The sequence below is a fragment of the Rhodovulum adriaticum genome, assembly GCF_004345735.1.
In the GTDB taxonomy this organism is placed as follows: Bacteria; Pseudomonadota; Alphaproteobacteria; order Rhodobacterales; family Rhodobacteraceae; genus Rhodovulum; species Rhodovulum adriaticum.
Window position 1 is genome coordinate 13,437 of the sequence record NZ_SLXL01000008.1, and the last position, 16,559, is coordinate 29,995.

Sequence of the window (16,559 nt, forward strand, 5' to 3'; positions counted from 1 at the left end):
CGCACACATGTTCTACCTGTCCCTGCCGGGCTGTCACTCCAGATCGTATGCCTTGATCCAGATCACCGCATCCTGGCTGAGTTCCTTGCCCTGGTGTTCGGTTTCGGGGCCGGAGCCGAGGGCGGCGAAGCCCCAGTGGCCGGCGCGCGGGATGCCGAAGGTGAACACGCCGTTTTCATCGGTGATCGCCACCAGCGCGCCGCCGGGCATCGCGCCCACGCTGGCCGCGCCCGCGGCGTTGGTGTCCATGTCGGGTTCGGCCGCGATGTATTCGATCTCGATCTCGGCGCCGGGCACCGGTTCCCCCTCGGACAGCAGCTGCGCCGAGAAGGTGGAGCCCGCGATCACGTTGTTCGGCTTGTTCAGCGGCACGAATTCCGTGGGCAGGCCGGCCGGTTCGTTCCACCCCGTGGGCACCCCGCCCTTGTTGAAGAAGACCTTGGTGATCTGCTGGATATAGATGTCCTCGGACCCCTCGTAATAGGGGGCGGGCGTCAGCGCGACGATATAGTCGCCGTTGCGTTTCACCGGCAGCGTGGCCTGATAGGCGGCGGCCGTGTTGTCCGCCCCGGCAAAGGTGATCGGCGACAGCGACCCGGTCAGGTCGATCCTGTCCCCCTTGAACAGGGCGAACAGATCCTCGGGCGCGCCCATGTCCATGGCGTGCCCGTTTTCCATCGGGTGCCAAAAGATCAGCTTCAGCGGCACGTCGCCGGGCCGCTCGATGTTCGGGTCAGGGCTGTAGACCAGCTGGAAATGGGCAAAGGCGGGCGCGGCGGTCAGCGCCGCCAGGGCGGCAGAGGCGAAAAGGCGTTTCATCATGGTCATCCTCGGATGGGTCAGTAGATCTCGTCGGCGGGCACTTCGATGGTGTGCCCCTCGCCGGCGTCGAACAGCACGCTGAAGGCGCCCGCAGGCTTGTCGAAGGTGAACTCGCTGTTCTCGTCCATCTTGGCGTCGATCAGGATGTTGCCGTCGCCATCCCGCACCGCCATGCGCACCCCCGCCGCAGAAGAGCCATCCGAAAAGCCCCCCTCGCACAGAACCGTGCCGTCCCCGTTGTCATAGCACGCGCAAAGCGGCGTATGCGCCTGCGCAAGACCCCCAAAAGAAATAAGAGCCGCGGCAAGCGCGCCAGCGCGTGTGAACACTCGCGTCTTCGTCATGGAATCCTCGTCATGTCCGATTGGAAAGGAACCCCTGGCGGATGGCTTGGGGCCGTGTCGCGAGGCTGAGCAAATAGTACCCGATAGAAACAGTCAAGATAGCGCGGTGCGACATTCTGCCAGGGGCGGTCGGGCGCCTGCGGCAGAATTCCCGATAGAAATGCTAGGATTTCGTGTTAGCCTTTGCGCATGCGGCCCCAGCGACATGCGATTGCAGCCAGGTCGATCCGCATCACCACGCGCGAGGGGCCATGCTTGAGATTTCCGAATTGTGCGTCGATGTGGCCGGGAAACCGGTTCTCAGCGACATTTCCCTGACACTGCAACCGGGTGAGCTGCATGTGCTGCTGGGCCCGAACGGGTCGGGCAAGTCCAGCCTGCTGGCTGCGATCATGGGGTTGCCGCCCTACCGGGTCACCGGGGGCAGTATCCGCGTCGATGGGGTGCCGGTAAACGACCTGTCCCTGCGCGAGCGGGCGGCGCTTGGCATCGGGATGGCCTTTCAGCGCCCACCCAGCCTGGACGGCGTCACCGTTTCGGCCTTTGCCGGCGCGATGGGCGCGGGCGCAACCCTGGCGCGCGAGGCCGCCGCGCTGGACCTGTCCGCGTTCGTCGCCCGCGACATGAACGTGGGATTCTCGGGCGGCGAGATCAAACGCTGGGAAATCCTGAAACTGTTCCTGCAGGATCCGCGGCTGATGCTGTTCGACGAACCCGAAAGCGGCGTCGATCTGGAACATGTCATCGCCATCGGCCAGGCGATCGGGCGCATCACCCGCACCCCCGATGGGCAGGGCCGACCCCGCGCGGGGCTGGTCATCACCCATACCGGCCTGATCCTGAACCATGTCGAGGCCGACCGCGCCCACATCCTGAAGGGCGGCCGGATCATCCATTCGGGCGATCCGCGGGCGATCTTCGCCCACATCCAGACCCATGGCTACACCGTCCCGGAAACCGCCTGAGCGGCCCGGCCCAACCGAAAGGAGCGCAAGATGGACGACCTGACCCCGCAACCGAAAGACACCCAACTGTTGGGCGATTTGACCAATGCCGAGCGTGACATGCTGCACGATGTCGGGTTCGAGGACGAGGCGACCCGGGCGGGCACGTCGATCCTGGCCGATCACGAGATGCGCGTGGCGCTGTCCAACGATCCGGGCGTGGAAATCCTGCCGCTGAACGTGGCGCTGAAAACCTATGACTTTGTTCAATCGCTGATGTTCGGCCTGGTCGATCCCGAGGAGAACGAGCATATCCGCCTGGTGGCCGAACACATGCACGACCCGCTGGGCCATTTCATCTGGGTCAAGCCCGGCGCCAAGGTCAAGCTGCCGGTACAAAGCTTTTCCCTGCTGGAAACCCCGCAGGGCCGCCAGTTCACCCACGACATCACCCTGATCGATGAGGGCGCCGAGGTCGAGATGGTCTCTGGCTCGGCTGTGCCGGGGAATGTGCAGAAGGGGCGCCATATCTCGATCGGCGAAAGCTACATGCGCAAGGGCGCGCGCTGCACCTCGGTCACGGTGGAACACTGGGGCCCGGAAATGGAGGTGTATTCCTACGGCTATTCGCAGCTGGACGAAGGCGCCAGCTCCACCTCGACCGCGATCATGATGTCGCCGATCCGCCATCATACCAGCCGCTCGGTCTCGACCCTGGCGGCGGGGGCCAAGTCGGCCAGCCAGGCCATCGTGTTTGCCCCCGAGGGCACCGAGCGGGTGCTGGCCACCGAAACCCGGCTGGCCGCCGCGGGCGCGACATCCCAGGACATCGCGCGCATGGTTTCGGCGGGTGGCACCATCGTCAATGACGCGGTCCTGATCGGGGACGCGGTCCGCACCAACGGGTTCCTGGGCTGTGACGGGCTGAAGCTGCGCGACGCGGGCGAGATCCGCGCGGTGCCGCAACTGCGCGCGCGGGCAGAGGGCACGCAGCTGTCGCACGAGGCCTCGGTCGGGATGATCGATGGTGAAAAGCTGAACTACCTGATGGCGTCGGGCATGGACGAGGATGCCGCGCGCGACCTGATCGTTCAGGGCTTTCTGGAGCTGGACAAGGGGCATGTGCCCGCCGACCTGACGGCGCGGATAGAGGAGATCGTCGCCAAGGCGAAATCCGGGGGGATGTAATCCGCCACGCGGGCCATGCGAAAGGGGCGGCGCATTGCGCCGCCCCTTGTCGATTGCGGTCCTGTCCGAAGCTGGCTGGGTGGCTTCGCGTCGGTCTGCGACCGGCGGCAAGCGGACCTGGCTGGCGATCGGGCCTTACGCGTCCTCTTTCTCGAAGTGGCCGCACCAGTCTTCGGATTTCACCACCGGCCACAGGCCGCGTGCATCGGCCTCGGGCTGCGAGATCGGCGGGTTGAAGCGGCACAGGCCCGCCCCTTCCAGCGTCTTGGCGGTGTTGGCGGCGTGATCTTCGAAGAAGGTGCAGCTTGCGCACATATTCGCGGACATCGGATATCTCCTTGGGTTTTCCGGACATCGCCCAGCCGCGATGCCCTGATTACGGATATAGGCGCCGCGGTATGGGGTATCAAGATTTATCCAATAAAATCATATAGTTGATAGATATCCTCGGGAATGAATCCTGACCGTTCCGCTTGGATTCCTGATGCCGGTGTGCAAGCCTCTGAAATATATATTGAAAAATCATAATTCCAGCGCAGGGCCATTGCCCCGCAGTGCGCTGCGTGAGTTTCCGAAATGTTCAACGGAAAAGGTGTCACGCCGGCGGCGCCCGGTGGGTGGGCGCCGTCAGCGCACAGCGTCAGCCGCCGCGAAGCGAGGTAAAGGCCGCCGCCCAGCGTCCCAGGATCTGCGGATAGTCGATCACCGCGCTGTCGTAATAGGCGGGCAGGGCCAGCAGGGCATGGTTGGCCAGCGCCGGAACCGATGTGCCCATGTCGGGGTTGCGGGCCAGCGCCTCGGCCAGCTTGCGCTGCACCGCGTCCGCATCGCCGGTCATCACGATCACGTCCGGCTGCCATTCGGCAAGCACGTCCAGGCGCGGGACGGGGGCAAAGCCATGCTTGCCCTTCAGTCCCGGCGCGGCGGTGGCGTTTTCCGCCCCCAGCGGTGTCAGCAGGAAATCGTCGGTATAGCCCCCGGGCAGATGCGCCCGGACAAAGGCCTTGCCCGTCGCGCCCTGCACCGTGCCGTCCAGCACCAGAACGCGCAGGCGCGGCCCGGCCAGCGGCAAACGGGCCGACACGGTTTCCAGCGCGGCGGCGCGCTCTGCGATCAGCGCCTCGGCGGCCGTTTCACGGTTCAGCGCGACCCCGACCTGCCGGATCGCGTCGTCGATATGCCCGGTGAAGTCGATGACCGTGACCTGCGTGCCCAACTCTTCGGCAACACCGGCCTGTTCCAGAACGGGCAACAGCCGCATCGGGTCACGCTGCGGCTTGGTGCGGTCGAAGGGGGCGGAATGTTCCACCAGCACGGTCTTGATCCCCTGCGTGCGCAGGGTGCGCGGCACGATCTCGGGGTCTTTCATCACGATATAGCCCGGGCAGCCCAGGATCATGCTGGAGGTGTTGGCCAGCGTCCGGCCAAACGCCCACAGATCGCCGCGTACCGACATCGCCGCGGGCACGACGCCCAGATGCCAGGCCACGTTCACCAGCCGGTCGCCCACCATCACCGCCGGCACCCGTTCGGGCGGGGCCTTGCCCGGATGCACCTGCTGCGCAAGGCCCGGGCCGGGTGGGGACAGCAGGGACAGCGCAACAAGCAGGATCGGCAGCAGGGGGCGCAGTCCGCGCCGGATCGGTAACGTCAAACTCATCGGTCGGGTCCTTGTCAGGGTCCGGTGGCCGCAGGGCGATACAGGCAAGCCGCCGGGCCGCCATCGGATATGGAATCGGGAAGGTCTGGCTGGTGCGTGTGGCACGGCACCTTGCTGGATGCGCCGCCCTAGGGCATATTTGTTGAGTTAAAAAGTCAAGTTAATTTAGACTGCCTCGCCCGATGCCAGCGTGCCGCAGGGCAGGCGGCGTTCGAAGGGGCTTTTCAGTCGAAATTAAGTCTGATAGAAATTGTCGGATATAGCCGGTCCGACCTTCTGACCGTCCCATATCTGCCAGGCCCCAGCTCTCCGCCCGGTCCCCTGTGCCACAAGCCCAGAGTCCCGCGCATGACCGTCCACAGAGCTGACACCGCCCCTATGCCTGTTTCCCCCGAACCGCATTTCGCCCGCCTGTCGGACGATCCGCTGGCCGATGCCTTTTCCGGGCGGATGGGGGCGCACGCGCGCGGCGGTGCGTTGCCGGTGCCGGACGAACAGGTGCCCGATCTGTGGGCGCGCCTGGCGGCGACCCGGCGGCACGGCACCTCGGTCGCTTATGTCCACATCCCGTTTTGCGAAAACCACTGCCTGTTCTGCGGTTTCTACCAGAACCCCTGGCGGCGCGATCAGGGTGCGCCTTATGTCGATGCGATTCTGGCGCAACTGGCCGCCGGGGCAGAAACGGCGGTGCAGCAGGGCCACCCGCTGCGCGCGGTCTATCTGGGCGGCGGCACGCCCACCGCGCTGGCCGCGCCCGACATCGCGCGGTTGGTCGAGGGGCTGCGCCGGTATCTGCCGCTGGCCCCGGATTGCGAAATCACGCTGGAAGGGCGCATCGTCAGCTTTGGCCTGGAAAAGGCGCGCGCGGCCTTTGACGCCGGGGTAAACCGCATCTCTCTGGGGGTGCAGACCTTTGACGAGGGGGTGCGCCGCCGGATGGGGCGCAAGTCGACGCGGGCCGAAACGATCCGGTTTCTGGACCGGCTGGTCGCGCTGGACCGGGGCGCGGTGGTGATCGACCTGATCTATGGCCTGCCCGGGCAGGACCGCGCCACCTTTCGCGCGGATGTGCGGCAGGCGGCGGCACTGGGGCTGGACGGGCTGGACCTGTATTCGCTGAAACCGATCCCCGGCACGCCGCTTTTGATCGCGCAGGACAAGGGCAAGCTGACCCCCGCAGGCCAGCGCGACCTGGGCCATTTCTACGCCGACGGGGTCCAGGAAATGGACCGCGCCGGGTGGGAGGCGATTTCCACCACCCATTGGCGCCGCGGCACGCGCGAGCGCAGCATCTACAATTTCGAGGTCAAGGCCGGGGCGCATTGCCTGGCCTTTGGCGCCGGGGCGGGCGGCAATCTGCATGGGCACGGCTTTCGCCTGACGCCCGATCTGGCGGCCTATCAGGCAGGGGCCGGGCAGGGCGGCGCGGGGCTGATCGCAGGCATGATGCGCCCCGCGCCGCTGGCCGCCGTTCACAACGCCATCAAGGCAGGAATGGAACGCGGACGGCTGGAGGCCGCGCCGGTGGATGCCGCCCTTGCGGCCTGCGGGGTCGGCGCGGGGGTCGAACGGATCGCGGCGCCCCTGACCGCACAATGGACAGAGGCCGGGCTGATGCGGCCCGCAGCACAGGGCCACGCGCTGACGCTGGCCGGGCGGTTCTGGCAGGTGGCGATGACCGCACGCCTGATCGCCTGGGTCGATGCAGCCGCCACGCAAAACAGCAAGGAGATGACAGCATGACGATTTCCCCCGACCTGTGCGCGGCCATCCGTGCCGCGCTGACCGACACGCCCCAGGCCGCGCTAGAGGACATCGCGCGCAGCGCCGGGGCCAGCGTGGCCCAGGTGCTGGCCTGTCTGCCCGAGGGCGAGGCCACGCTGGTGCCGGGCACCTATTTCCAAGAGGCCATGGCCGATATTGCGGGCTGGGGCGAAATCACACTGGTTATCAATACTGGCGATGTGATCCTGGAGGCCAAGGGCGCGCTGCCCCCGGGCAAGGTCGCGCAGGGCTATTTCAATCTGCACGGCAAACCCATCGGCGGCCATATCCGCGCGGATGCCTGCGCGCAGGTGGCCTTGGTCGCGCGGCCCTTGTTCGGGATGGAGACACGTTCGGTGCAATTCCTGAACGGGCAGGGCGCCTGCATGTTCAAGGTCTATCTGGGCCGTGACGCGGATCGCGCGCTGATCCCGGCGCAGGTCGCGGCTTTTGACGCGTTGCGCGACCGTCTGACCCAACAGGTGCCGGCATGAGCGCGCCGCTGGCAGGCCGCCACCTGTTCGTCTTTGGCGCGGGCTACTCTGCCCGCCGGGCCATCGCGCAGGTACAGGCGGCGGGGGCGCAGGTTTCGGCCACCACGCGCGACCCGGTGCGGGCCGCCGCTCTGGCGGAAAGCGGCGTGCGCGCGCATCTGTTCGAGGCTGGGATTTCCCCGGTGGATGCCGAATGGTTGGGGGGCGTGACCGACCTGCTGATCTCGGTCCCGCCCGATGCGACTGCCCCGCCCGAGGCCGCCTGTCCCGCCCTGGCTGCGTTGCAGGCCAGCGGCGCGGCCCTGCCCGATCTGCGCTGGATCTGCTACCTGTCCTCGACCGGGGTCTATGGCGATTGCGGCGGGGCATGGGTGGATGAAACCCGCGTTCCCGCCCCGGCCACACCGGATGCGCGCGGCCGGATCGGTGCGGAACTGGGATGGCGCGCGCTGGCCGAACGGCGGGGCATTCCGCTGGATATTCTGCGGATCGCCGGGATCTATGGCCCTGGCAGGCACAACGCCCTGGAACAGGTCCGCGCCGGTGGGGCGCGGGCTGTGGTCAAGCCCGGCCATGTCTTCAACCGGATCCATGTCGATGACATCGCGGGTGCGATCCGGGCGGCGATGGAACATGCAGACGGCGCGCGGATTCTGAATCTTGCCGACGATCTGCCCGCCGCGCCGGCCGACCTGCTGGATCATGCCGCGCGCCTGCTGGGCCTGTTGCCGCCGCCGCGCGTCCCCTTTGCCGAGGCGGGGCTGCCGCCCATGGCGGCCGCCTTCTGGGCTGAAAACCGGCGCATCCGCAATGACCGGCTGAAGGCCCTGCCGGGGTTTGCCTTGCGCCACCCGACTTATCGCGAGGGGCTGGCCGCGATCATCGCCGAAGAAATCGGGGAGATGGCCAATGTCGTGTGAACACGGACACCGCCAACGCCTGGGGCTGGGCAACGGGCGCGGGCGCCTGTGCCGGGGCCAAGAGGCAAGAGAGGCCCGCCATGGCGCCGATGGCACGATCGCACAGGCCGACGAAACCGGACGCCCGCCCGGCCCCGGGCCGCAGGGTTGTCTGGGCCGGGGGCATGGCCGCCGGCATGGCGGGGGCGGCGGAAATGGTGGCGCCGGAACACCTGCCGGACCGGGCCGAGGCCAGGGAGAGCGAAACATGAGCCTGATGAATGCCATTCGAACGAACACCGCGACGCCGGTCCACGATGCCCGCATCCTGACGGCGGGCGGTACGACCGCGACCATCGTACTGGACGGCACGCCCTACACCCTGCGCATCACCCGCGCGGGCAAGCTGATCCTGACGAAATGAGCGCGCTGTCCCGCAGCCGTGGCGCGGCCCCCGTGGCCCACCTGGACACCCTGCCCCCGGTCGAGCGTGCGGCGATCCGTTGCCTGCGCGGCTGGACGGGCGGGCCCGCGTCGCGGGCGCGGATGCGGCGCAACTTTGCCGCTGTCTTTGCGGCCACGGCCGATACCCATGCCGACGCGCTGGACGCGCTGATGGACCTGGCGCTGTGCGCCGGGCGCCGCCCCATCGCCCGCAACGCCCAGGACCATGCAGAGGTCAGCGGCGACGAAAACGCCTTTGCCCAGATGGTCGCGGCGGCCGTGGGCGGCGAACGCGAGGATGCGTTGGTCTTTGCACTGGCGTTGATGGGGCCGCAGGCGGCCTGGCATGCGGTCGGGCTGGCCGAAGAGCTGGGCCTGGCCCTGCTGGGGCTGATGCGCGCCCGGCCGGACGGCGCCCCGGAAACGGCGCGGCATTAGGAGCTGCGGGCTGCGGGTGCGCTGACGCGGGCCTGATCGTGGAACGCCCCGCGTCGCGCCGTGAAGGGCGGGGCGCACGGATCCGCGCCCCGCACCCCGTTTCAGAACGCCATGATCATGCCCAGCGACCAGGATTCCACCCCCTCGCCGTCGCCATAGCCCGCGTGCAGCGCGGCGCCGCCGCCCAGATCGTAGGCGGCGGTCAGGCCGAACCCGTCCTGATCGGGTGCGCCGCTGAAATCATACGCGCCGTAGTTGCCCGAAACCGACCATGCGCCGGTGCTGTACCCCAGGCCCACGCCCACATGGCTGAAATCGGCCCCCGCCGCGGCCGCGTCGAAATCGGCCAGGGTCAGTGCCGCCTGAAAGCCGTTGCCGAAATCGGCCATGACCGATGCCCCGGCCAGGTCGTCGTTGGAATTGCTCTGATACCCCAGGGCGACGGTCAGGCCGACCCCGCCGGCCTCGGCCGCGTAGGACAGGCCCAGCCCGTAGATGTCGTCGGAACCGGCGCCGTTGTTGTCCTGCTCCAGCGACAGCGACAGGCCGAACCCGCCTGTATCGTAGTCATAGCGCAGGATCTGGCCATCCTCGGACCCGTCCAGCGCATCGCCTGCAAAGTAGCCCGCATGCAGGGTTTCGTCATCGGCGATCGAGGCGCCCAGATTGGCCTCGCCGACGCGGGTGTAATAGGCGCCGTCCACGCCCCCCAGGCTCAGCCGCCCAAAGCTGCCCTCGATGAAGGCTTCCTCGCTGTCGCAGGCGGTGGCGCCGTTGGGAACGGTCGGGCCGGCGCCCTTTACCATTTCAATGACAAAGCCAAAGGTCAGCCCGCCATCGGTTTCGCCGGTGCCTTCGAAGGTCAGGGTCAGATCGTTAAAGAACTGCGCCTCGTCGGTGGGGGCGTACAGGTCGCCCCCGACGATGCCCATCTTGGATTCCGCGCTGATGGCGATGTCGGCCGCTGCGGGTGCCGCGGCGGATGCGAGCAGCGTGCTCGCAAGGAGGAGTCGTTTCATGATTGCTCCGCTGGTTGTTGGTCTTGGGGGCGCTCTCTGGCGGAGGGCTGGGGCGCGGTTAGGATCGTCTGCCGGGCGGGCGGTAGGTTCCGCGTGCGCCGACAAGGCAGGAAAGACCCGAGTGCGTCGGTTGTGAATTATCCGACGGAAACAATCAAGAAAAACGCCTGCGACACGTTAACATTCTGGATTTGCGTTGAAATCTTGTCACAGAGGGTGGGCGCACGCGGCGCCTTGGTCGGGTGGTGTCTGTGGAAACCTGCCCCCTGCCGGCCCCCCGGTGCCCGGACGGGCGATGGCATTTCCGCCCGGGTCAGCGCCGGCAGGGGAAGGGGATCAGGTGGCCGAAAGCCCCCGATCCGCTTGCACCCCCGATCCGCGCATCGTTGAGGGAGGACGCGCGCGCGTCAGGGCCGCAAGATCCGACATGGCAAGCAGCAACCCGTCCGCCGGATTGCCCTCGCAGACCAGCATCGCCGCGCAATGGGCCTGGCTGCGGGTGCCGCGGCGCAGGGCGCGCAACACCTCCAGAAAGTGGCGTTCATGGTCGCTGAGGATGCTTGCGCAGCACGGGCAGTCGGGGTTGGAAAACCGAAATCCCGATTTGCGGGCCGTGCGCATTTCCTGAACCGCGCCCAGCACCGCGAAGGCCACATCGCGGCTGCGCCCCTGCACCGCCCCCGGCGGCAGCAGCCGCCCGGCTCGCGCAAAGGCCGAAAGCCATGCATGGCTGTTCGGAAAGGCAAAGCTTTGGAAGAACAGGCGCGCGATAGTGAGAACGCCCTGTTCGACCGGGTCGAACCCTGCCTGGGCCAGCGGGGTGTCGCCGTGCGACGGGGTGCGGTTGCAGTGTCCGGCGGTCATGCGCTGCGCTCTTGGGCCAGCGGCGCGGGCGGACCCGGAAAGGCGACGATCTTGGGGTCTGCCGCGAACGGTTCGGGGGCGGTGGGGGGCGTTTCGGGCCGGTCCCGGCCCGCTGACCGGGCCAGGGCGGCGCGCAGGTCGGGGTGCATTCCGCCGCCAAACCGCCGGGCGACGGCGTCGGCTGCTGCAAGGTCGGTAAACCAGAAGAACATTGCCCTCTCCTCTTTCGTTTCCGGAGGGGCGGCAGGCGCGTGGCATCGCGCCCTGGCCCGCAGGCCCCCCCGAAAGTCCGGTGTTCGATTCTCGGCTGGCCGCGGGGGCATCTGGCGTGAGTTGACTTAATCTGACAAAATTAATCAGGTAATGCAAGCCCCGGAAATCCGCCCTGTCGTTCCCGGATATGTCTGCCTGTGGCTGGGGTCTGCCGTTGCAGCGGGCCTGTCGTGGCGCCCGTCTGTGGCCCGGGCTGGACGCCCGGGCCGAGGTGTCGGGGTGTTTGCCCCCGCCAATAGCGGGGCAAGCTCAGAACGCGCGCGCCAGTGTCAGCTTCAGGTTGCGCCCTGCGGCCGGGCGCGTGGCCAGGTGCGGCGTGTAGTCCAGGTCAAAGGCGTTCTCTAGCCCGACACGGATTTCGGTTCCGTCAAAAACACCCGTGTCGGGCCGCCAGGTGGCGCGCAGGTTGTGCACGGTGCTGGCCGGGCTCGGCGTGGCCGATCGCGTCATCTTGGCGTCGTGAACGACCTCCCAGCTCAGGTCCAGCCGCTCGCCCCATTTCCGGCCGAAGGTCACGCGCAACTGGTCGGCGGGCGTCCCTTCCCAATCAGATGCAAGGCCGGGGGTCTTGTTCTTGCCGCGGGCGATGTTTCCGTTCACGTCGATATAGTAGCCGCTGGCCAGGCTATAGGCAGCCTCCAGTTCCACGCCCTTCATCTGTGCATCGGTGATCGCGGCCATGGTCGATGTCGTGTAGGACGTGATGTCCCAGATGTCGGTGTGATAGGCCGTCAGCTTGACCGCCAGATCGTCGCCCGCCGTGAACACGCCGGTCCGATCGTAGGACAGGCCCAGTTCGTAGCTGCGGGCCTTTTCGCTTTGCGTCATGTAAAGCGGTGTGCCCAGGTCGTCGATGATCGGCAGGTTCTCGGTATAGCCCAGGCTGCCGAACACGGCCCAGCCGCTGCCAAAGGCATAGCGCGCCGACAGCCCGCCCATCAGCGCATCGTTTTCGTAATCCGCGTAAAGCGGCCCGCCGATATCCTGCGTTTCATAGCGCAGCGCGGGGCTCAGCGTCAGGCCGCCCCATGTCATGTCGTCCACGATGAACAGCGCGATACGCTCGTCCGTGCCGCCGGGGGCAGAGGAGGCATCCAGCCGTTCCTTGCGGGTGAATTCCACGCCCGCCCGCAGGTCGTGCGCCCAGGCCCCGGTGTCGAACAGCGCCTGGTTCTTCAGCGTCAGCTTGGTCGTTTCATAGCGGTGATCCGCGTTCACCACGCCCGCCAGGAACCCGGTTTGGCCGCTGACGCCCTGGCTGTCGATCTGCTGGTCGGCATAGGACAGCGTGGCGGTCAGGTTGATCAGGTCGGTCGTGGGCGAATCGTAGGTGTATTCCAGCACCGCCGTCCGCGATTGGGTTTCGCGGTCGACATTGCCGAACATGCCCGCAGTGGTGCCGAAGGTGTCGTAGGGCACGTCCCGCTCATCCGTGGTGGTGTCGGAAAAGCTGAGGCTGATCGCGTGTTCGCGGCTTTCGCCGAAGGTATACTTGCCCTTGACCAGCCACGATGGCATTTCGGCCGGATCCTGCCCGATCGGGTTGCCAGAGCCGTCCTCTTGCCGGCCCGCATCGCGATAGGTGTAGTTGCCCATGATTTCCATGTTCTCGGTCGGCTGCCAGGCCAGGATCGTGGAGCTGGCCCAGCCGTCGCCATTGGTGCCGTATTGCAGGGTCTGGCGCAGCGCAAAACCGGGCACGCCGCCGGTGAAATCGGACGCATCCCGGGTATCCAGCCGCACCAGCCCGCCGACGATGCCGGAACCGTATTCGAACGTGCCCGCCATGCCCCGGATCACCGTCACCTCTTCGTACAGTTCGGGGTCGGTGAACAGCTGCGTGCCGATTCGATACAGTTCCTCTGCCCCGACGCTGGCGCCATCCACCTGAAACGCGACCTTCTGGTCCGAGCCGTAGGTGCCGTTCGCGCCGAAGCCGCGGATGTTGATGCCCGACCCCTGCGCGGTAGAGCCATTGATAAGCGTCACGCCCGGCACCGAATCGACCAGTTCGGCGATGGTGGCGGCCTGGCGGTCCTCGATCTCTTCTACGTCCACCACGGTTTCGGCGATGGCGGTGTCGGTCTGCACCTCGCGCTTGCTTTCGCCCAGTTCCACCGGGTCTAGGGCAAAGCTGTCCTGCGCCTGTGCGGGCAGGGCCAGTGCGAGGGCGGTGCCGCACAGCAATGCGGCGGATGTGGTCATTTGTCGGAACATGGTTATCCCCTTGTCCTGTCACGGGTCTTCACGTGGCTGGCGGGGGGCTGGCGCGTGATTGCGGGTTCGGACCTGCCATCTTGTCGCGGGTCGGTGTTGCACTCGCTAAATAAACCGATTAAAACTGTCAACATTCAGGCCGCATATTGTGGCCCCAGCGATCCAGCGGTGTCGGGCACGCGACACGACCGACCAGCCAGACCGCTCCTCATGACAAGACGACGACAAGGGAGTCTCCGATGGGAGAGGGAACGGCTATCGGGCCGGATCGCGTGCGCGCGCTCCGGCAAGAGAAATCAACGATGCGCACGCGCGACCTGGCCGCTTCGCTGGGCCTGGCAGAGGCCGAGGTTCTGGCCGCCGAAACGGGCCATAGCGTGACCCGCATTTCCGCCGACCCCGACGTGCTGATGCCGCTGATGCCGGCCTTTGGCGATGTCATGGCCCTGACCCGCAACGAAAGCGCGGTGATCGAGAAGACCGGCACCTATGGCGATTACACCCCCGGCCAGCACGCCGCCATGGTGCTGAGCCCCGCCATCGACCTGCGCATCTTTCCGAAACACTGGGTGCACGGCTTTGCCGTCGAAGAGGAGCGGGGCGGCACGCTGCGCCGTTCGGTCCAGATCTTTGACGCGGCGGGGGACGCGGTGCACAAGATCCATATCGGGCAGGGTGCCCATGCAGATGCCTGGCCCGCCCTGCTGGACAAGCTGCGGATCGCGGACCAGTCGCGCATGCTGGACCTGTCGCCCCGCCTGCCTGCCGAACCGGCCAAGGCAAACCCGGACAAGCTGGACACCCTGCGCGCGGAATGGGACCGGCTGACCGACACCCACCAGTTCCTGCAAATGGTGCGCAAGCTGAAGATGAACCGCCTGGGCGCCTACCGCATCGCCGGGGCGCCCTATGTGCGGCCGCTGGCGCCCGATTGCCTGGGCGCGCTGCTGGACGGGCTGGGCGAGGGGGGCTTTCCCTTCATGCTGTTCGTCGGCAACCGTGGGTGTATCGAGATCCACGGCGGCCCGGCGCAGACGGTGAAACCCAGCGGGCCGTGGCTGAACATCCTGGACCCCGGTTTCAACCTGCACCTGCGCGGCGATCACGTGGCAGAGGTCTGGGCCGTGACCAAACCCACCAAGCGCGGCCCCGCCCTGTCGGTCGAGGCATTCGATGCCCAGGGCGGGTTGATCCTGCAAGCCTTTGGCATGCGCGTGGGCGATCAGGACCACACCGCCCCATGGGAGGCGCTGGTTGCCACCCTGCCCGAGGCCGGGGAGGTGTCCGCATGATCCGCGTTCTGGCATTCGCCCTGGCAGCGCTGGCCGCGCTGCCCGCCCAGGCCGACCGGGTGCTGTCCGTCGGCGGCTCGGTCACGGAAATCGTCTATGCTTTGGGCGCTGGCGACCGGCTGGTTGCGCGCGATACCACCTCCACCTTTCCGCAGGCGGCGCGTGACCTGCCCGATGTGGGCTATGTGCGGCGGCTCTCGCCCGAGGGGGTGCTGTCGGTGCGCCCCGACCTGATCATCGCCGAAGAGGGCGCCGGCCCGCCCGAGACGATCGAGCTGCTGGAGGCCGCCGCGATCCCCTTTGTCGAGATCCCCGACGGCTATGACGGTGCGGCGGTGCTGGCCAAGATCGCCGCCGTGGCCAAGGCGTTGGAGATGCCCGAACAGGGCGCCGCGCTGGGGGCAGAGGTGCAGGCCGCGCTGGACGCCACGGCATCGGCTGCCGCCGACACCCCGCCCCGCCGTGTGCTGTTCGTCATGTCGGTGCAGGGGGGCCGCATCCTGGCCGCCGGGCGCGACACCGCCGCGAACGGGATCATCGCGATGGCAGGCGCGCAGAACGCTGTGACCGAATTCGAGGGGTACAAGCCCCTGACGGATGAGGCCGTGACCCGCGCCGCCCCCGATGCGATCCTGATGATGGTTCGTGAGGGCGCCGAAGACCTGGCCGACCAGGTTCTGGCGCATCCCGCGATCCGCACCACGCCGGCGGGCCGGACCGGCGCGCTGGTGCAGATGGACGGGCTGTATCTGCTGGGCTTTGGCCCGCGCACGGCACAGGCGGCGCGCGATCTGTCCCGCGCGCTGGCCGATCTGGAGGGCTGAGCCATGGTCGCGATCAGCCCCGATGAAACCGCCCAATGGGACCGTGCCCCCCGCGCGCGGCGCACGACCCTGATGCTGGCCGCGCTGCTGGGGCTGGTGTCGGTGTTCAGCCTGACCGTGGGGGCGGCGGGCACCTCGCCCTGGGCGGTTCTGGCCGACTGGTTGGCGGGGCGCGAAATCGGCCTGGCCGACCGGGTCGTTCTGTTCGAAATCCGCCTGCCCCGGCTGGCGATGGGCGCGCTGGTGGGCGCCTCGCTGGCGGTGTCGGGCGCGGTGATGCAGGGCCTGTTTCGTAACCCGCTGGCCGATCCGGGGCTGGTGGGGGTCAGCGCGGGCGCGGGGCTGGGCGCGATCGCTGCCATCGTGCTGGGCGGGCTGTTGCCTGCGGGGCTGGCCGCGGCGCTGGGCTATTACGCGGTGCCGGTTGCGGCCTTTGCGGGCGGCTGGGCCTCGACCCTGGTTCTGTATGCCATTTCCACCCGGCGCGGGCGCACATCCGTTGCCACCATGCTGTTGGCCGGGATCGCGTTGGGCGCGCTGGCCGGGGCGTTGTCGGGCATCCTGGTCTACATGGCCGATGACGCACAGTTGCGCGACCTGACCTTTTGGGGGCTGGGCTCGCTGGCCGGGGCGACCTGGGCGAAACTGGCCGCCGCCGCGCCGCTGATGATCCTGGCGCTGGCCTGTGCGCCGATGCTGGCGCGCGGGCTGAACGGGCTGGCATTGGGTGAGGCCGCCGCCAACCATATCGGCATCCCCGTCCAGCGGCTGAAGGCCGTTGCGATCCTGACTGTGGCGGGTGCCACCGGCGCGGCGGTGGCGGTGTCGGGCGGGATCGGCTTTGTCGGTATCGTGGTGCCGCACCTGCTGCGGCTGGCCATCGGGCCGGACCATCGGTTCCTGCTGGTGAACGCGGCGCTGCTGGGCGCGGCGCTGCTGATCCTGGCCGATGTTATCGCGCGGGTCATCATCGCGCCGGCCGAACTGCCCATCGGCATCGTGACGGCCACGCTGGGCGGGCCGTTCTTCCTGTGGATTCTGCTGCGCAAGCGCGGCGTTCTGGACCTGTAACG

General features: G+C 67.7%; 19 protein-coding genes. 11 read left to right on the plus strand and 8 right to left on the minus strand.

Annotated features, from left to right (window positions below; translation table 11 throughout):
* Positions 1-33: 33 nt before the first annotated feature.
* Together EV656_RS11035 and EV656_RS11040 are read right to left on the minus strand one after the other, a co-directional pair.
* Complete coding sequence (locus EV656_RS11035) at positions 34-819, minus strand: DUF4198 domain-containing protein (protein ID WP_132603761.1); 786 nt, start codon at positions 817-819, stop codon at positions 34-36.
* Positions 820-839: 20 nt separating this feature from the next.
* Entirely contained in the window at positions 840-1,166 is a 327-nt protein-coding gene (locus tag EV656_RS11040) for a hypothetical protein (protein ID WP_165918997.1), read from the minus strand.
* Positions 1,167-1,417: 251 nt separating this feature from the next.
* On the opposite strand from EV656_RS11040, the gene EV656_RS11045 reads away from it, so the two are divergent.
* Positions 1,418-2,131, plus strand: a complete 714-nt coding sequence (locus EV656_RS11045; protein WP_132603764.1) for an ABC transporter ATP-binding protein — start codon at positions 1,418-1,420, stop codon at positions 2,129-2,131.
* A 30-nt stretch (positions 2,132-2,161) separates the two neighbouring features.
* A complete protein-coding gene (locus tag EV656_RS11050) occupies positions 2,162-3,298 on the plus strand; it encodes a SufD family Fe-S cluster assembly protein (RefSeq protein ID WP_132603767.1) in 1,137 nt (378 codons plus the stop codon).
* Positions 3,299-3,433: 135 nt separating this feature from the next.
* Here the strand turns inward: EV656_RS11050 and EV656_RS11055 are convergent, their stop codons facing one another.
* A complete protein-coding gene (locus tag EV656_RS11055) occupies positions 3,434-3,625 on the minus strand; it encodes a hypothetical protein (protein ID WP_132603770.1) in 192 nt (63 codons plus the stop codon).
* A gap of 313 nt (positions 3,626-3,938) precedes the next feature.
* Positions 3,939-4,958 carry an ABC transporter substrate-binding protein gene (locus tag EV656_RS11060; protein ID WP_132603773.1) on the minus strand — a complete coding sequence of 340 codons (1,020 nt, stop codon included), beginning with the start codon at positions 4,956-4,958 and terminating at the stop codon, positions 3,939-3,941.
* 378 nt (positions 4,959-5,336) lie between these two features.
* Between EV656_RS11060 and hutW the strand changes: the two genes are divergently transcribed.
* From hutW to EV656_RS11085, 6 genes are all read left to right on the plus strand, one after another.
* Positions 5,337-6,701, plus strand: coding sequence for a heme anaerobic degradation radical SAM methyltransferase ChuW/HutW (gene hutW, locus EV656_RS11065; RefSeq protein WP_132603776.1), 1,365 nt, complete (start codon positions 5,337-5,339; stop codon positions 6,699-6,701).
* Positions 6,698-7,216, plus strand: a complete 519-nt coding sequence (gene hutX / locus EV656_RS11070) for a heme utilization cystosolic carrier protein HutX (RefSeq protein WP_132603779.1) — start codon at positions 6,698-6,700, stop codon at positions 7,214-7,216. Before hutW ends, hutX begins: the two co-directional genes overlap by 4 nt.
* A complete protein-coding gene (locus tag EV656_RS11075) occupies positions 7,213-8,136 on the plus strand; it encodes an SDR family oxidoreductase (protein ID WP_165918998.1) in 924 nt (307 codons plus the stop codon). The genes hutX and EV656_RS11075 overlap by 4 nt, the downstream gene beginning before the upstream one ends.
* Before the next feature lie 89 nt (positions 8,137-8,225).
* Complete coding sequence (locus EV656_RS16565) at positions 8,226-8,387, plus strand: hypothetical protein (RefSeq protein ID WP_165918999.1); 162 nt, start codon at positions 8,226-8,228, stop codon at positions 8,385-8,387.
* A gap of 5 nt (positions 8,388-8,392) precedes the next feature.
* Positions 8,393-8,539 (plus strand): hemin uptake protein HemP, encoded by a 147-nt coding sequence (locus EV656_RS11080; protein WP_242469120.1) that lies wholly within the window; start codon positions 8,393-8,395, stop codon positions 8,537-8,539.
* Positions 8,536-8,997, plus strand: coding sequence for a hypothetical protein (locus tag EV656_RS11085; RefSeq protein ID WP_132603785.1), 462 nt, complete (start codon positions 8,536-8,538; stop codon positions 8,995-8,997). Before EV656_RS11080 ends, EV656_RS11085 begins: the two co-directional genes overlap by 4 nt.
* Positions 8,998-9,098: 101 nt before the next feature.
* On the opposite strand, the gene EV656_RS11090 is transcribed toward EV656_RS11085, so the two are convergent.
* The 4 genes from EV656_RS11090 to EV656_RS11105 form a co-directional block, all read right to left on the minus strand.
* A complete protein-coding gene (locus tag EV656_RS11090; RefSeq protein WP_132603788.1) occupies positions 9,099-10,016 on the minus strand; it encodes a porin in 918 nt (305 codons plus the stop codon).
* A 336-nt stretch (positions 10,017-10,352) separates the two neighbouring features.
* Positions 10,353-10,880, minus strand: coding sequence for a hypothetical protein (locus EV656_RS11095; protein WP_132603791.1), 528 nt, complete (start codon positions 10,878-10,880; stop codon positions 10,353-10,355).
* Positions 10,877-11,092 (minus strand): hypothetical protein, encoded by a 216-nt coding sequence (locus tag EV656_RS11100; protein ID WP_132603794.1) that lies wholly within the window; start codon positions 11,090-11,092, stop codon positions 10,877-10,879. The genes EV656_RS11095 and EV656_RS11100 overlap by 4 nt, the downstream gene beginning before the upstream one ends.
* Before the next feature lie 310 nt (positions 11,093-11,402).
* Entirely contained in the window at positions 11,403-13,370 is a 1,968-nt protein-coding gene (locus EV656_RS11105) for a TonB-dependent receptor plug domain-containing protein (protein ID WP_200276825.1), read from the minus strand.
* A 302-nt stretch (positions 13,371-13,672) separates the two neighbouring features.
* On the opposite strand from EV656_RS11105, the gene EV656_RS11110 reads away from it, so the two are divergent.
* From EV656_RS11110 to EV656_RS11120, 3 genes are read left to right on the plus strand one after another with little or no spacing between them, the layout of a single operon-like run.
* Positions 13,673-14,662: a hemin-degrading factor gene (locus tag EV656_RS11110; RefSeq protein WP_243695701.1), complete on the plus strand. Its 990-nt coding sequence runs from the start codon at positions 13,673-13,675 to the stop codon at positions 14,660-14,662.
* Positions 14,659-15,486, plus strand: a complete 828-nt coding sequence (locus EV656_RS11115; RefSeq protein ID WP_132603803.1) for a heme/hemin ABC transporter substrate-binding protein — start codon at positions 14,659-14,661, stop codon at positions 15,484-15,486. The genes EV656_RS11110 and EV656_RS11115 overlap by 4 nt, the downstream gene beginning before the upstream one ends.
* Positions 15,487-15,489: 3 nt before the next feature.
* Positions 15,490-16,557 carry a FecCD family ABC transporter permease gene (locus EV656_RS11120; RefSeq protein WP_132603806.1) on the plus strand — a complete coding sequence of 356 codons (1,068 nt, stop codon included), beginning with the start codon at positions 15,490-15,492 and terminating at the stop codon, positions 16,555-16,557.
* Positions 16,558-16,559 lie beyond the last annotated feature (2 nt).

Bases quoted from the DNA above. Each gene is read 5' to 3' on its own strand.
- hutX (WP_132603779.1), top strand. From the start codon at position 6,698: ATGACGATTTCCCCCGACCTGTGCGCGGCCATCCGTGCCGCGCTGACC.
- EV656_RS11060 (WP_132603773.1), bottom strand. From the start codon at position 4,958: ATGAGTTTGACGTTACCGATCCGGCGCGGACTGCGCCCCCTGCTGCCG.
- EV656_RS11120 (WP_132603806.1), top strand. From the start codon at position 15,490: ATGGTCGCGATCAGCCCCGATGAAACCGCCCAATGGGACCGTGCCCCC.
- EV656_RS11110 (WP_243695701.1), top strand. From the start codon at position 13,673: ATGCGCACGCGCGACCTGGCCGCTTCGCTGGGCCTGGCAGAGGCCGAG.
- EV656_RS16565 (WP_165918999.1), top strand. From the start codon at position 8,226: ATGGCACGATCGCACAGGCCGACGAAACCGGACGCCCGCCCGGCCCCG.
- EV656_RS11055 (WP_132603770.1), bottom strand. From the start codon at position 3,625: ATGTCCGCGAATATGTGCGCAAGCTGCACCTTCTTCGAAGATCACGCC.
- EV656_RS11045 (WP_132603764.1), top strand. From the start codon at position 1,418: ATGCTTGAGATTTCCGAATTGTGCGTCGATGTGGCCGGGAAACCGGTT.
- EV656_RS11100 (WP_132603794.1), bottom strand. From the start codon at position 11,092: ATGTTCTTCTGGTTTACCGACCTTGCAGCAGCCGACGCCGTCGCCCGG.
- EV656_RS11105 (WP_200276825.1), bottom strand. From the start codon at position 13,370: ATGTTCCGACAAATGACCACATCCGCCGCATTGCTGTGCGGCACCGCC.
- EV656_RS11095 (WP_132603791.1), bottom strand. From the start codon at position 10,880: ATGACCGCCGGACACTGCAACCGCACCCCGTCGCACGGCGACACCCCG.
- EV656_RS11090 (WP_132603788.1), bottom strand. From the start codon at position 10,016: ATGAAACGACTCCTCCTTGCGAGCACGCTGCTCGCATCCGCCGCGGCA.
- EV656_RS11040 (WP_165918997.1), bottom strand. From the start codon at position 1,166: ATGACGAAGACGCGAGTGTTCACACGCGCTGGCGCGCTTGCCGCGGCT.
- EV656_RS11075 (WP_165918998.1), top strand. From the start codon at position 7,213: ATGAGCGCGCCGCTGGCAGGCCGCCACCTGTTCGTCTTTGGCGCGGGC.
- EV656_RS11115 (WP_132603803.1), top strand. From the start codon at position 14,659: ATGATCCGCGTTCTGGCATTCGCCCTGGCAGCGCTGGCCGCGCTGCCC.
- EV656_RS11080 (WP_242469120.1), top strand. From the start codon at position 8,393: ATGAATGCCATTCGAACGAACACCGCGACGCCGGTCCACGATGCCCGC.
- EV656_RS11085 (WP_132603785.1), top strand. From the start codon at position 8,536: ATGAGCGCGCTGTCCCGCAGCCGTGGCGCGGCCCCCGTGGCCCACCTG.
- EV656_RS11050 (WP_132603767.1), top strand. From the start codon at position 2,162: ATGGACGACCTGACCCCGCAACCGAAAGACACCCAACTGTTGGGCGAT.
- EV656_RS11035 (WP_132603761.1), bottom strand. From the start codon at position 819: ATGAAACGCCTTTTCGCCTCTGCCGCCCTGGCGGCGCTGACCGCCGCG.
- hutW (WP_132603776.1), top strand. From the start codon at position 5,337: ATGCCTGTTTCCCCCGAACCGCATTTCGCCCGCCTGTCGGACGATCCG.